The sequence below is a fragment of the Huintestinicola sp. genome (assembly GCF_051882455.1).
In the GTDB taxonomy this organism is placed as follows: Bacteria; Bacillota; Clostridia; order Oscillospirales; family Ruminococcaceae; genus Huintestinicola.
This window is the reverse complement of record NZ_JBJERV010000029.1, coordinates 32,780-47,544: the sequence shown is the minus strand read 5'-3', so window position 1 is coordinate 47,544 and position 14,765 is coordinate 32,780. Positions and strand designations below refer to the sequence as shown.

Annotated in this window: 13 protein-coding genes; all 13 read right to left on the bottom strand. The window is 49.7% G+C overall.

The window, feature by feature from the left end:
• Positions 1-210: 210 nt before the first annotated feature.
• Complete coding sequence (locus ACI4J0_RS03865) at positions 211-1,935, bottom strand: S1C family serine protease (RefSeq protein WP_439764500.1); 1,725 nt, start codon at positions 1,933-1,935, stop codon at positions 211-213.
• A gap of 26 nt (positions 1,936-1,961) precedes the next feature.
• Positions 1,962-3,371: a HAMP domain-containing sensor histidine kinase gene (locus tag ACI4J0_RS03860; RefSeq protein WP_439764499.1), complete on the bottom strand. Its 1,410-nt coding sequence runs from the start codon at positions 3,369-3,371 to the stop codon at positions 1,962-1,964.
• On the bottom strand, positions 3,364-4,065 hold the full coding sequence (locus tag ACI4J0_RS03855) for a response regulator (protein WP_178726962.1): 702 nt from the start codon (positions 4,063-4,065) through the stop codon (positions 3,364-3,366). The genes ACI4J0_RS03860 and ACI4J0_RS03855 overlap by 8 nt, the downstream gene beginning before the upstream one ends.
• Before the next feature lie 240 nt (positions 4,066-4,305).
• Complete coding sequence (locus ACI4J0_RS03850) at positions 4,306-5,223, bottom strand: hypothetical protein (protein WP_439764498.1); 918 nt, start codon at positions 5,221-5,223, stop codon at positions 4,306-4,308.
• Between the two features lie 72 nt (positions 5,224-5,295).
• Positions 5,296-5,517, bottom strand: a complete 222-nt coding sequence (locus tag ACI4J0_RS03845; protein WP_439764497.1) for a hypothetical protein — start codon at positions 5,515-5,517, stop codon at positions 5,296-5,298.
• A 15-nt stretch (positions 5,518-5,532) separates the two neighbouring features.
• Positions 5,533-5,793, bottom strand: coding sequence for a type II toxin-antitoxin system RelE family toxin (locus tag ACI4J0_RS03840; protein WP_439764496.1), 261 nt, complete (start codon positions 5,791-5,793; stop codon positions 5,533-5,535).
• A gap of 183 nt (positions 5,794-5,976) precedes the next feature.
• A complete protein-coding gene (gene polA / locus ACI4J0_RS03835) occupies positions 5,977-8,517 on the bottom strand; it encodes a DNA polymerase I (protein WP_439764495.1) in 2,541 nt (846 codons plus the stop codon).
• A gap of 339 nt (positions 8,518-8,856) precedes the next feature.
• A complete protein-coding gene (locus ACI4J0_RS03830; protein ID WP_439764494.1) occupies positions 8,857-9,213 on the bottom strand; it encodes a DUF1801 domain-containing protein in 357 nt (118 codons plus the stop codon).
• A gap of 100 nt (positions 9,214-9,313) precedes the next feature.
• Entirely contained in the window at positions 9,314-9,916 is a 603-nt protein-coding gene (locus tag ACI4J0_RS03825) for an L-2-amino-thiazoline-4-carboxylic acid hydrolase (RefSeq protein ID WP_439764493.1), read from the bottom strand.
• A gap of 122 nt (positions 9,917-10,038) precedes the next feature.
• On the bottom strand, positions 10,039-10,650 hold the full coding sequence (locus ACI4J0_RS03820; RefSeq protein ID WP_439764492.1) for a chemotaxis protein CheC: 612 nt from the start codon (positions 10,648-10,650) through the stop codon (positions 10,039-10,041).
• A gap of 28 nt (positions 10,651-10,678) precedes the next feature.
• The gene (locus ACI4J0_RS03815; protein WP_439764491.1) at positions 10,679-11,158 is read right to left on the bottom strand and encodes a TM2 domain-containing protein; all 480 of its coding nucleotides are present in this window, start codon (positions 11,156-11,158) and stop codon (positions 10,679-10,681) included.
• Positions 11,159-11,173: 15 nt separating this feature from the next.
• Entirely contained in the window at positions 11,174-13,492 is a 2,319-nt protein-coding gene (locus ACI4J0_RS03810; RefSeq protein ID WP_439764490.1) for a glycoside hydrolase family 95 protein, read from the bottom strand.
• A gap of 186 nt (positions 13,493-13,678) precedes the next feature.
• A complete protein-coding gene (locus tag ACI4J0_RS03805) occupies positions 13,679-14,764 on the bottom strand; it encodes a carbohydrate ABC transporter permease (protein ID WP_439764489.1) in 1,086 nt (361 codons plus the stop codon).
• Between the last annotated feature and the right edge of the window lies 1 nt (position 14,765).

The following is a 14,765-nucleotide window of genomic DNA, read 5'->3' as shown; positions in this document are numbered from 1 at the left end:
CGAGTGCCGCTATCTTTGTGACCTTTGCATCACCGACAGCTTTTTTATTTTACCACACCTGCTCACAAATGTCAAGCCTTTTTCGACTATATTTTTGAGTTTGGCTATTTTGCCTTTTCGCTTGTCCTTTCGCTGCTGTAAAATGTGCAATTTCACCTTGCAACTTAGCGCATAGAAATGCGGACAGCGCCCGCGCACTGTCCGCTCCTGTTATTTCTGTTCCTCAAGCGTAAAGGATATCTCAAATTCCTTTGCCTCGCCGTTAAATTCAAGCCTGTACACCTTAGCCGTGACCACATCTCCCGCATTGTGAGTATTCTGGAATTCCTTGACGCTGTTCTCGGTTATCATCGGGATTCCGTCTATCTCCATAATGATATCATCCTTCTGCAGGTCGGTGTTTGACACGTCGCAGTCATCGGATATCTCAGCCACCAGGAGCCCGGGCTTTATTCCCATACTCTCCGCGCTGTCTGGCGAAATGAACTTATAAAGTATACCTATCCTCGCTCTGCCTGTCACATAGCCCTTTTCCATAATATCCTCGACTATGGGGACCGCAAAATCCGTAGAAATGGCAAAGCCGATATTCTCGCTGCCCGTGGAGCTGTATTTGCTCACAACGATGCCGACCACCTGACCGTAGAGGTTGACCAGCGCGCCGCCCGAATTGCCGAAATTAAGCGCCGCATCGGTCTGAATGCATTTGATGGGATAGCCCGTATAGCTTTTGATCTCACGGTCAACATAGGAAACATTTCCCACCGTGACCGTATCGTTGAAGCCGCCTGCATTTCCGATGGCAATGACCTCTTCGCCCTGTATCATATCCGACGAGCTGCCGATGACCGCAGGCACAAGCCCGTCAGCCTCTATTTTCAGAACAGCCAGGTCGGTCCGTGTGTCCGCACCGATAAGCTTTGCCTCAAACTCGCGCTCATCGTTGAGCTTAGCCTTGAAACGGGAAATATCCTCGGTGGCATGGGCATTGGTGATAATATATCCGTCCTCGGAGATGATAATGCCCGAAGCCTCGTTATAAGGCTGCACAGTGGTCGTGGTATAGCCGTAGAGATTAACGATAGAGGGCAGGACCTGATTTGCCGCACCCGCAGGCGTCAGCAGACCCGTTTCCTTGTTCTGATAAAACTCCTCATTCTCCACAGGCTTCGGAGCCACATTGATATTAACAGTCACGCCTTTTGATTCAGAGCCGCTCTGAGAAACGTTCTGAGCCGAACCGCTTCCCGTTTCATTCGTATCAAGGGTCAGCCCCTCGTCCTTATGACCGAAAGCCAGCAGCAGCATTACCGCCGAGAACATCAGCACAACGATAATGACCGCCGCAATTATCCAGCCCTTTGAGGACTTTTTCATCTCGCCTTCGCCCATAGAAGCAGACACCGCTCCCACCTGGGGCTGATAATAATATCCACCGTAAGGCACATTGCCTCCTGCACAGCCGGACGCATTGCCTCCTGCACAGCCGGACACATTGCCTCCTGCACAGCCTGACGCATTGCCCCCCGCATAGCCGGAAACATTGCCGTTCTGAGGCGGGACATAGCCGCCCGAGCCGTTATCCGCAGCAGAATAATTCTGGGACGGTCCGTACTGAGCAGCATTTCCCATCATACCCTGAGCATTGCCGTAATAACCGCGGCGATCGGGAGCCACCCCCGAATACATCTGCCTGTAAGCAGCGTCCGCAGGCGATGCAGCACCCCCGTAACTTTGGGGATAACCGTTTCCCGTCGGCGCGCCGTAGGGCTGATACGTCTGATAGGGAGGATAATTATTGGCAGGAGCATCCGGCATCTTCTCCGAAAGATCCTCCTCCGCAAAAACGCCGCCCCCCCTGTTCAGATCGGGATTGACAGGCTTATCATTCTCGTTATTGTTTTCGGGTGACGACCCGTTTTCGTATATTTCCATACCGACCTCCGTTAAGGTTTTGCCGATCAAGGGCGGCTGCCCGATGGCAGAGTAAATTCAAACTCGGTGTATTCCCCTGTTTTGCTGCGGACAAGCACCGAGCCGTTATGCAGCTTGATGATCGAGCGCACGATGGACAGACCGAGACCCACGCCGGTCTTGTCCTTGCCCCTTGACTCGTCGGTTTTGTAAAATCTGTCAAATACCTTGTTTATCTCATTTTTCTTCAGACCCTCGCCGCTGTTTCGGATAACCACCGCCACAGCGCCCTCCTCTTCACGGAAGCTGTAGGAGATATATCCGCCCTCGTTCACAAACTTCACCGCATTTTCGGTAAGATTGTAAATGACCTGCTGAACAAGGTCCATATCCGCATTGACAAAAAACCTGTCCGTGTCAAGACCTCTGATGTCGATATTTTTTCCCTCGATACGTTTTTCAAAAAGGAGCACAGTCTTGACCGTAAGCTCGGTAATGTCAAAATCCTCGGTCTGGAGCTGCATTTCGCCTGCCTCGTACTTGGATATGTTGAGCATTGAGCGCACAAGTCTCGCCAGACGGTTTATCTCCTCGGAGACCGTTCTCAGGTATTCCCTGTGCCTGTTTTCGGGGATAGTGCCGTCAAGTATTCCGTCCACAAAGCCGCCGATGGTGGTCATGGGCGTTCTCAGCTCGTGGGAAACGTTGGAGATAAAGCTTTTTCTGTTCTCCTCGATGGCTTCAAGGGAGCTTGCCATATCGTTCAGGGTGTTTGCCAGAAAGCCCATCTCGTTCTGGTCGGAAACGCAGACCTTTTCCGAGAAATCCCCCTCTCCGAACCGCTTTGCCGCCAATGTCATCTCCTTGAGAGGAGTAAGGATGCGGTCAATGGTATACTTGAGCAGCGGAAAGACTGCCAGCATAATGACTGCGAAAGCCGCAAGAAAAAGCACCACCATAGCCCTCAGATAATCCGTAAAGCCCTTGGCGCTGAGGCTTGCCGCAAGATAATATTCCTCCCCGCCGCAGTTCAGGGAATAGAGCATATTGAGGCAGGATACGGGATAAAAGCCGCCCATACTGTCCATAGCAAAAGCCCCCTGTGGGAGAGCCTTTTTCATGGACTGAGCGCTCAAAGTCCCCGTATGTGAACAAGGTGATGCCTCGGAACAAGCCAAAACATCACCCTCACTGTCAAACAAAATATAGTCCGCACCCGTGCTTGCAGAGACCGAGGGCAAAATCTCACGAAGAGCGGAGACCCCGTCGGGTCCGCCGGTCAGATATGCGGAAACGCTGACGCGGACTTCCTCAGTCAGCTGCTCCAGCAGATTTTTGCGGTCGCTTTTGTAGGTGGATACGGAAAAGCTGATTATAAGCGTTGCCATGAATATGAGCGACGCCGCAACCAGCGCTGCCGATAAGCTGAAATACTCTGCGGCAATGCTTTTACGCATTTTCCTCTTCAGCCTCGAACTTGTAGCCTACGCCCCATACTGTCTTGAGCGCCCACTTGTCGGAAACGCCCTCAAGCTTTTCTCTGAGACGCTTGATGTGAACGTCGATGGTACGGGAATCGCCGTAATACTCAAAGCCCCATACCTCGTCGAGGAGCTGATCTCTTGTATAAACTCTGTTGGGGTTGGAAGCGAGGTAGAAAAGAAGCTCCAGCTCCTTGGGAGGAGTATCCATTACCTTGCCGTCCACTCTCAGCTCGTATCTTGTCATATTAACGACCAGCTTGTCATACTTGACCTCTCTGATCTCGGACTCGGAGGAGGACTGGCCAATTCTTCTGGAAACTGCCTTGATACGGGCAATTACCTCCTTGGTGTCAAAGGGCTTTACAACATAGTCGTCAGCGCCCAGCTCAAGACCCAGCACCTTGTCGAAGGTCTCGCTCTTGGCGGTTATCATAATAATGGGCACATTGGATTTCTTTCTGATCTCGCGGCATACCTGCCAGCCGTCAAGGCCGGGAAGCATAATGTCGAGAAGAACGATATCGGGCTTGAGCGCATTGAACTTAACAACAGCCTCATCGCCGTCATGGGAGACCATAACGCCGTAGCCTTCCTTTTCCAGATATAATTTCAGAAGCTCGCAGATGTTATTATCGTCATCAACAACAAGAACCTTACCAAGTGACATATCAAAATTCCTCCCATTTAAAATTCTCGGAATTATGCACACAATACGTCTGCAAAAAATGTCCGAAATATTCCAACATAATATATCTTTATTATATAATAAAAGGCGGCACAGTTTATAAACTTTTATCGCATATATCATTAACGGATTGTAAATTTAACAAAATAATATCGTAAATTTCCCAAAAATTCAAAATTCTATTCATTTTCGTTCAAGTGCGAAGCGCAAAATCGGAACATATCAGCCAAAATATTTAAATTTTCCCGTAAGCATGATAAGTATATCAAGTCTGACCTCGTCCTTGTACTCGGGCTTTGCCAAATAATATACATAATTTTCCAGAACATTCACATCGGGAACGCTCCTGCCCTCTATCTTGAAATTTGTAAAGCCCATAGGCACATATTTCTCATATATCGCCTCGGGAGATATGTGCAGAGGAGAATCGACCGTCTGATACAGCGTTTTCCTCATACAAGGGCACTCAAAGGGCTCGGGGGTGTAGGGCGTGCCCGTTTTCTTCATCATATGCTCGGTGAGAGCGATCTGGCTTCTGCCGATGGAGCGGTAATGCTCTCCCCTGCGCTTGCAGCCCGGGTCGCAGCAGGCGTTTATCAGCAGCTCGGCTTTTTCCTTGTGAGGAAGCTTTCCGAGCAGCTCAAAATCGTTGTTGAGATTGTAATCCAGGACAACAAGGGAATAATCCTTCTCCATCTCGGTGCAAAGCTCGTCAAAGTCCTCGATCTGCTTGCAGGTGGAGCTGGTTATGGGCATATCCGGGAAATGCTCCCTGATGTAGTCCTCGAGCATGGGAGAAAAGACGATCGCCTCGTTCATTCCGTTGTCCGCCGCCTTGAGGATAGCGTTGCAGAGAGGGTCGGAGAGGTGCTGGGGAGTAAGCAGGGGATTTGTGAGAGTAAAGCGGCAGGGTATGCCCCGCTGATTGAACTGCTTTATCACCTCGCCGGGGATACGGGGGTCGCAGTTTCCCTGAAAGTATCGTCCGCCGTTCCAGAGCATATTGGGGAATGAACCGTAGACCGAGCCGATTTTCACGCCCTCACGGAATTTGTGAGGATTTCTTTTCATATACTCCGCCATGGTGAGATTGAGCCTGCAATGTCTCATAAAATCGGGGAGATGAAATTTTATTTCCATTTTTTTGTTACCGCCCTTCCGGAAAATTCACTTAAAAACAGGAGCGGATATTTCACCGCTCCATGCGACGGGTCAATCTGCATATTTTTCCAAATTGTCCCAATCTATCTCATCATCGGAAATAAAGCCGCTTTTTTCAGCTTCATCTATGTGCTGCCGCTCCTCGGGAGTTACCTTTGTAAAATCCGGGTCCCACGCAAGCACAAAACGCTTGACTGTTTCATAGGCAAGCTCCTGCTCCTGTTCGGGAAGCATTTCAAACATCAATATCAGCTGTTTAGTTTTTGGTGACATACAAAAGACCTCCTTCTACTTATAAATATCGCCTCTTGAGCCTATGTCTATAATATACAATATTTTAAGTTCATTGTCAATATCAAACCGATATATGATACGGTATTTTCCAACACGAAGTCTCTGCCGTCCATCGTTATACCCCTGTAAAACCTTTATATCTCCTTCAGGCGGAATAAGTGTCAATCCGTTTATGGCTTCTCTTATACTTTGGGCTATGGGTTTCTGAACCTTGGCAAGAAATTTCAATGCATCTTTTGAATATTTGATTTTCATTACCTGTTTCCTTCCAATCCTCTCATACTAATTCTCAATCAACCTATAGACAAATCCTCGGCTAGAATAAGCCCATTCGTCGTCAAGCTCCCTTGCCGGGCGGCAAGCCCGCCTGCGGTCGCTTTCCTAGACTGGACTTATTCTATCTGTCGGCTTTGTCTATAGAACGATTTAGAATTAGTATCAGTGGCATTCAAACCAGCTTTTACCCGTTTCCACATCTGCGGTGAGGGGAACGTCAAGCTTTACAGCCCCGCGCATTTCCTCGCCCAGCACCTCTGCCGCCCTGGCAGCGTCCTTTTCCGAAGCCTCGATTATAAGCTCGTCGTGTATCTGCAAAATAAGGTGCGCGTCAAGGTTTTCTTCTCTGAGCCTGCGGTAGACCTTCACCATAGCTATCTTGATGATGTCAGCCGCCGCTCCCTGAACGGGTGCGTTCATTGCCGCCCGCTTTCCGAAGCTCTGAATGTTCTTGTTTTTCGCTGCAAGCTCGGGGATATACCGTCTCCTGCCGAAAATAGTTTCCGAATAGCCCTTTTCCGCGGCATCGGAAACAGCCTTGTCCATAAACGCCGCCACTCCGCTGAAATTATTAAGATAGCTCTTAATATACCTGTCCGCCTTTGCAACGGAAACGTCAATGTCCTTTGAAAGGGAAAATGCGCTTATGCCGTAAACAATGCCGAAATTAACAGCCTTTGCCGCACGGCGCATTTCGGGCGTCACCATATCCTCGGGCATTCCGAATACCTGAGCCGCCGTTGAGGTGTGGATATCGCCGCCGCCATTAAAAATTTCCTGCATATTTTTGTCTCCGCTCAGATGGGCAAGGATACGAAGCTCTATCTGGCTGTAGTCCGCGTCGATAAGCTCTCTGCCCTCCTCACTTACGAAAAATTTTCTCATATTCCGTCCAAGCTCGGTGCGGACGGGGATATTCTGCAAATTCGGCTCGGTGGAGGATATGCGCCCCGTTCTCGTTTCGGTCTGCTTGAATACGGAATGTATCCGTCCGTCCTCTCCCACTGCCTTTAAAAGCCCCTCAACATAGGTGGAGCGCAGCTTTGTGTACTGGCGGTAGGTGAGTATCATATCTATGATGGGGTCCTTGTCGCGAAGCTCCTCCAGGACCTCTGCGCCTGTGGAATAGCCCGTTTTGGTCTTTTTGCCCGAGGGCAGTCCCATTTCCTCAAAGAGGATAACTCCCAGCTGCTTGGGCGAGGAGATGTTGAACTGCTTGCCTGCACGGAAATATATCTGCTGCTCAAGCCCGTCTATCTCCTCGGTCAGGGTCTCGCCGAATTTTCTTATGCCCTCGGTGTCCGCTTTTACGCCAAAGTGTTCCATTGACGCAAGCACCTCGGTAAGGGGCAGCTCTATTTCTTTGCACAGCTTCTCCGCTCCCGTTTCCGAAAGCTCCCTGTCAAGGCGGCGGCAGAGTCCGCTTATTGCCGCAATGTCCGAATATTCTCCGAGGTTTTCATAATCGGGACAGCCGTACTCGGCGCAAAGTCCCTTTATCGTGTATTCCGAGGCGGAGGCATTGAGAAGATATCCCGAAATGTCCGCGTCCGAAACGATATTTTTAAGCTCCGCACCCTTTTCGAGCATATATCGGTAAGCAGGCTTTGCGCCGAAGGTCTGCTTTTCAGATCCCGAGGACAGGAGAGAGATGATATCGTCCTCATTCTCAAACACGCTCAGCTTGTCCTCATAGGCAGTGTACAGCGCCGCTCCCGTTTCGGTGCGCTTTAAAATAAATGCAAAGCTGCCCTTTATGTCCGAAACGCTTTGGGGAGCTATTTTATAATCAACAGTCTTTTCCTTTTGGGCTTCGGGAATGTCCTTTAATGCGGCAGAGGGCTTTACATTCAGCCTTTCCATAAGCTTTGTCATCTCAAGCTCGGTAAGGAGACGGGACAAAGCCGCTTCGTCACGCTCGCCGTATGCGTAATCCGCCATAGAAAGGGCAATGGGAGCATTTTTTACAATGGTGGCAAGCCATTTGCTTTCCTTTGCGTCCGCCTCGCCTGCGGTGAGCTTTGCAAGAACGGATCTTGTGGCGCTGACCTCCTCTGCGGCAAGCTTTTCGTAAAGCTCCTCAACGGAGGAATAGTCCTTGATAAGGGAAAGCGCGGTCTTTTCGCCAATTCCCTTGACGCCGCTTATATTGTCCGAGCTGTCGCCCATAAGGGCTTTCAGGTCGATAAGCTGAAGGGGTGAAAGTCCCTCGTACATTTCGGCAAATTTCTCGGGAGTGCAGGTGATAAGCTCCTTTGTGGTGTGGAGCAGGACGGTGACGTTTTTGTTTATGAGCTGCAAGCTGTCCCTGTCCCCCGTCAGGATATAAACGCGGTCGGTGTCGTTTCCGAGGGTGGAGAGGGTTCCGAGAATGTCATCTGCCTCGAAGCCCGGGCACTCCAGAACTTTTACGCCCAGAGCGGTAAGCAGCTCCTTGATAAGGGGCATCTGCATCGCAAGCTCATCGGGCATACCGTGCCTTGTGGCTTTATATGCGGCGTTTGCCTTGTGGCGGAAGGTGGGCTCCTTCAAGTCAAACGCCACCGCACAGCCCTCGGGAGACAGCTCTGCGGCGGTTTTCAGATAGATGTTCATAAATCCCGTAAGCGCATTGGTGAACACGCCCTTTTTATTCGAAAGGGCTTTGATACCGTAAAACGCACGGTTCATTATACTGTTTCCATCTATTGCAAGAAGCTTCATAGCTATTCTTCCTTTCTTGCGGGTGACGGCGGGGGACGCCCCGCGGCGACCTCGTTGGTAAGTATTGAAAAAAATTTTTAATTTGTGGCTCGGTTACTTTTATTTGTTGGCAACATAAATCGGAATATGCGGGTGACGCCCCGCAGCGGCGGGGGACGCCCCGCGGCGACCTCGTTGGTAAGTATTGATAAAAATTTTTAATTTGTGGCTCGGTAACTTTTATTTGTTGGCAACATAAATCGGAATATGCGGGTGACGACCCGCGACGGCGGGGGACGCCCCGCGGCGACTGCGTTAGTAAGTATTGATAAATTTTTTAAGTTTGTGGCTCGGTAACGATCATTTGCTTGATAAAACCGAAGTTTGCTGCTCTAAGGTTTCTGCAAATATCTGTTTCAGGGCTTCATATGGTATATCCTGTTTTAAATATATCTGCACCATTCCCTTTGGAGTCATTTTATAGCCTGCCAATTCTTCCTTATGACCGGCTGCCGCCTGTGCCTCAATGTTGATATGGTCTTTAAAGGGAATAAGTCTCACGAACGCTTCACCGACATAATAGCTTGGCAGTTTCGCCCATAAGCTTTCCTGCGGTTCATTTGAAATGCTGTCAAAAATGGTCTTTCTTAAATTATTGAACATTTCAATTATCTCACTTGGATATTTTTCTATATATTCTTTTACCTGCTCATTCATCTGAACGACCTCCATAGCTTTACTCATACTAACGTTACCGAGCCGCCCGTTTGCCGCCCGGATAAATTATAGAACGAGCGGCAGCAGGCTCAGCCTGCTGTCACTTGACCCTTAATATAAAATCACAGCAGTCATCGCCTCTTCCGAGAGTTTTCCTGCGCTCCCATGAAAGCTTTGGGTGTAAATTTCCGTATGCCACGTCGTCCGAATTGCAAAATGCCACAGTAAGCTCGGCACACCCACAGGCAGAACAAGCCGAATAATAAGGACATATGAGCATATCGATATGGCACACTTTTCCCTCTGTTTTATGCTCCGTCATTTCAAATCCCGATTTTCTGCCGAATATTTTGCGGATAACTACGGTCATAATATTCGGGACAATATTATACACAAAAGGTATCTTTAAAATTTTTTGCAAAAATTTTGCGGACGCTCCGGCGCGTTTTTTAAAATATCCGTCTATTATATTATATGCCGTTTCCTGCTGACCCGTTTGGTCGATAACAGCTTTATAAAATGCAATGCAGGGGTATATCTGCCTTACTGTATGCATTGTTATCTCTTTTGGCTTTCCCTCTTCCCGGTTACTGAATTCAAGGTAAAGCGTACGGGCTTTTTCTTCGATACGAGCATAATGCTCGGGAAATATTTTTATGCTTTCTTCAAGCAGGGCTTCAAGAATTTCATTGTTGTTCTTCATATTTTTTATTCCCTCAGATTTTTTATGTTAAGCTGTTCGGCACATTCGCACAAATGTTTACAATTTGTTTATTGACATTTTGACACGTTTGTGCTATAATAAATCTAAGCCCGCAAAGCCGTTTAGCACTCTACTCCTATCCTGCCCATAAAATCCTGTATGGTTTTCAGCTCGGGGAAAAAGAGGATATTGAAGGACTTGCCGCTGTCGTTTATGGTTATGGAGTTGTTCACAAAGCAGGAATTTACCGCTCCCGGATTTACCGCCGTTATCTCAGCCGAGGGGGCGGTCACGCTCTGTGGGACGGATATGTCCACCGTCATTCCCGACATTATGGAGAAATTGTTGGCGTATGAGGCGGCGCAGATGTTCACCGTTTCCCTCACCACCGAGGAGACCATCTCATCAACGTCCCCCTTCCCCTTTACCGACGCTCCCGGAAAAAATGTACCTGCAAGCCGCTCGATAAATGCATAGGGAAATATGAAAAGCACCGCTCCCTGCATATCGCAGCTGAGCTTTATCAGAAAAGCTTCCGTTCCTCTGCTGAGAAGGTCGGCTATTTTTCCTGCCTCCGCTGTGGGAAGCACCTTTACCTGGGGGGTGGAGATATCCGTTGCTGCGGATATCATCTCGGACAGGGCGGTAGCGGCATTGCCTGCTCCCATATTGCATATTTCCTGTAAAACGGATCTTTGCATTTCGCCGAAATCCGCAAAGCTGTTAAGAGCCATTTTTTTAACCGTCCTTTCCTTGAGTTTTTCAGGGCTCGTAATACTTCGGCTTGTTGATAAGGATTATAAGGTCGATTATCCAGCCGATGCCAAAGCCGCCTCCCGTACAAGCCCAGAGTATTCCCGTGGCGATCTTTCCCTCGTAAAATCTGTGGGCTCCGAAAATGCCGAACAGGACACAGAGCAGGATGGATATGTTTTTATTCTTGAGCTTGGTGCTGAAGCCACCTGCCCCGGGGTTTATCTCCTCCATTATCCGCTCGCCGTATGCTCTGGCGGTGTCGGCTATGTCGTCGAGAGGGGAATAGGTCTGCTGCGCCGATGCGGGCGAGGGTATGCTGCCCTGTCGGGTCGGCGCTGTCTGACCGATGGTATCCGCTTCTCTCGGGGGGGTATCATTATCCACAACTATGCGGATATTCTCGGGTTCCGCATAGGCTGTTCGGGTTTCACGCTCCTCTTGGGGAGCAGGATTTGTATGCCTGTCGGGCTTGTAAAATTCTATCATATCATTCTCCGAAAATCATCTTGCCGAAATGCTGTAGCGCTTTCCGACCTCTGTATCAAATTCAAATGCGCCTTTATTTTCAGTAAGCTGTACCTCTTCTCCGCCGCAGGTGACGAGGATATCGCCCTTTACACGCAGGGATACCCTGTTTGCGCAGTGGGAAATCAGCTCGGCTTTTGTGATCCTGCCATCTGACCAGTCAAAATGGACTGTGAAGCCGCCGCGGGCTTTCATTCCTCTCACGCTGCCGTGCTTCCAATCGGGGGGAAGTGCGGGGAGCAGGCTTATTTTAGCAATGCCCGATACGGCATCATATCGGCTCTGCATTACCGCTTCGGCAATGCCTGCGCCGCCGCCGAAATTTCCGTCTATCTGGAAGGGGGGGTGCATATCGAACATATTTATGCTTGTAGAGTGAGCCAGGAGCGCATGAACGTTTTCTCCCACCTTTTCGCCGTCAAGAAGTCTTGCCCACATATTGATTATCCATGCTCTCGACCAGCCTGTATGTCCGCCGCCGTGGGAAAGCCTGCGCTCAAGGGTCGCTCTTGCTGCCTTCGCAAGGTCGGGGGTATCGGTAGGGGTTATCATATCGGCGGGATAGAGGGCGTACAGCTGGGAGATATGGCGGTGTCCCGGCTCTACCTCGTCATAGTCCTCCGCCCATTCCATTATCTGACCGTACTTGCCTATCTCGGGCTTGGGGAGACGGTCTCTCATACCGCAAAGCTTATCCGCAAAGTCTTTTCTTTCGCCCAGAATTGCTGAGGAGGATATTACGGCGGTGAAAAGCACATAGAGTATCTCACTGTCCATTGAGGGACCTTTGCAGAGAGTTCCCGTTTTGCCGCTGCCGTTATTTACGTAGTAGGTGTTCTCGGGGGAGACGGAGGGGTTTGTTACCAGTCTGCCCTTCTCGTCCTCGGTGAGGAAATCTGCGAAAAATTCTGCGGCTTCGCAGAGGGTGTCGAATTTCTCCGAAAGGAAGTCCTTGTCGCCTGTGAAAAGGTAATGCTCCCATATGTGTGTGCAGAGCCATGCCATTCCCATGGGCCAGAGAGTTGCGGGAAGCCATTTGTCCTGGGGGGCGGTGTCGCCCCAGATGTCGGTATTGTGGTGGCAGACAGTTCCGCCGCAGTGATACATTGTTCGGGCGGTCACTCTGCCGTTTTCTCTCATTCGCTCGATGTGGTCAAAGAGAGGGGTATGACATTCGGAAAGGTTCTGAAGCTCGGCTCCCCAGTAGTTCATCTCGGTATTGATGTTGACGGTGTATTTTCCGCCCCAGGCAGGCCACATATCCTTGTTCCAGAGTCCCTGGAGATTAAGGGGAAGGGTGCCCTCTCTTGAGCCTGATATCATCAGATAGCGGGAGAAGTTGAAATAGAGAGCAACAAGCTCGTTGTCAATTGCATTTTCCTCTTTTACGGCTTTGAGGCGCTCGTCGGTGGGGAGGTCGGAATTTACTCCGTCCCCGGGGTAAAGGAAAAATGAGCAGCGGTCAAAAAGGGCGGAGTAATCCTCGATATGCCGCTTTAAGAGGCGTTCGGAGGTCATTCTTGCGGCTCTTTTTGCCTGAGATACGCAGAGCTTTTCGTATTCGCCTGTGCGAAATGCGGTCTGAGCGGCTATTATAAGCATTGCTTCGTCGGCATTTTTGCAGACAAGGCGGTTTGCGTCGGTGCCGCATTCGCCGCCCACCGATGCTACCGTAATGGCGCAGGCATAGGGTATGCCGTCGGAAACGGTGAAGAGGACAGTCTTATCGTCATAGGCTTCGTTTTTATCGTAATTGTCGTCTCTGCCGTCGATGGCTGCGGTAAAGGATATACTGCCCTTTTTATCGGCGGTGAAACGGACGATCATACATTCATCGGGGTGGGAGGCGAAAACTTCACGGGTATAGGTCACGCCTTCAGATGTAAAGCAAGTCCCGGAAACTGCCTTATCAAGGGAAAGTCCTCTTTTGTATCCGCTGTATTCGGGGGCATTCTGCCAGATGTGCAGGTCGCCTAAGGGCTGGTAGTGGCGCTGCTGGTCATTGGTACCGTAAAATGCATCTGAGCAGACTGCTTCCGCTTCCTCGGTTTTTCCCTCGCTTATCAGCTCACGTATTTTCTCAAGGTTATCATATGCTTTGGGGTTGTTTCTGTTTCGGAAGCTTCCCGACCATATGGAGTCTTCGTTGAGCTGCAGCAGCTCGTCTTCGGGCTTTCCGAATATCATTGCGCCCATTCGTCCGTTTCCTACGGGCAATGCTTCGTCCCAATTTGCGGCGGGGCGGGTGTACCAGAGATCCTTTGATGGGTCAAATTTATTATTCTGAGAGTTCATATAATTTATCCTCCGATGTATTCTTTTTTTGAATAAAAAGGAACTGCCGGTTTAATCGCATAATTAAATAACGGTTAAATCGGCACTTCTTTTTTATTCACTTTTATATTTACCCTGCGGCAGCAACTCCTGCCGCAGGATATCTTGAAGCAAATTTTCTTTACGCCGTTTTCAACTCGGGGAGTATTACATACCTGTGAGACCCGAACGGGCGATACCCTCGGTAAAGTTCTTCTGCAGGAAGATGTACATTACAAGGATAGGCGTGATGGAAAGCAGACAGCCCGACTCCATCCACACGATAAGCTCTCTTGCGTTTACCTTTATGGTACCGTTGTTGAACAGCACTCTTGTAAGAGAAGCGTTCAGGTTTTTGAGCTGGAGAGCGATGGTGCTGTTGTTGGTGAAGAACGAGGTGGAGATGTAGTAGTCGTTCCAGTACCATACAACGGAAAGAAGGAATACGGTGAGGAAGGTGGAGCCTGCGTTGGGTATCATTACCTTTACGAATGTGCCCAGAGGTGAGCAGCCGTCCAGATATGCGGCGTCCTCCAGCTCCTTGGGCAGTCCGCGGAAGGACTGACGGAAGAGGAAGATGAACAGACCTGCACGAAGTCCGTTTGCCATGAGGGCAGGCATATACATTGTCAGGGCGTTGTCGATGAGGTTGATGTAGTTGCCTGTTACGGCGTGCCATATGCCAAGGGGGTTGAAGTAACGGAAGAACATATACTGGGGGATAAGAATGATCTGCGCAGGCATGAGGATCATAAGAATGACCACGCCGAAGAGAATGTTCTTGCCCTTGAAGTTAAATCTTCCGAAGCCGTAGCCTGTGATGGCGCAGGTTATTACCTGTACTATGGAACAGCCGATGTTGATGAACAGGGTGTTTCCTAAGGTCTTCCAGAAGTCCATTACTCGGATAACGTCCTTGATGTTCTGGAGAGTGTAGGTCCTTGATATCCAGATGATGGTGGGGTCATTCATCTCCGAACGGGGACGGAATGCCGCTGTTATCATATAGATGAGAGGATAGATGATTACGAAGCAGAGTCCGAACACCAGCAGTCCTCGGCAGATGGGCCAGAGGGTCTCAAAGGCTCTTTTCCTTTTGAGATACTTCTGCTCTGCGGGGGTGAGGGTGGAAAGACGCTTCTTGAAGCGTTCACGCTCCTCCTTGCGGGAACGCTTTACCTCCTTGGGAGGCTTCTCCGGCTTGACCTTTTTAAGGAAGTCGGAAGCTGTTGCTTTTATTGTGTTTTCTGCCATT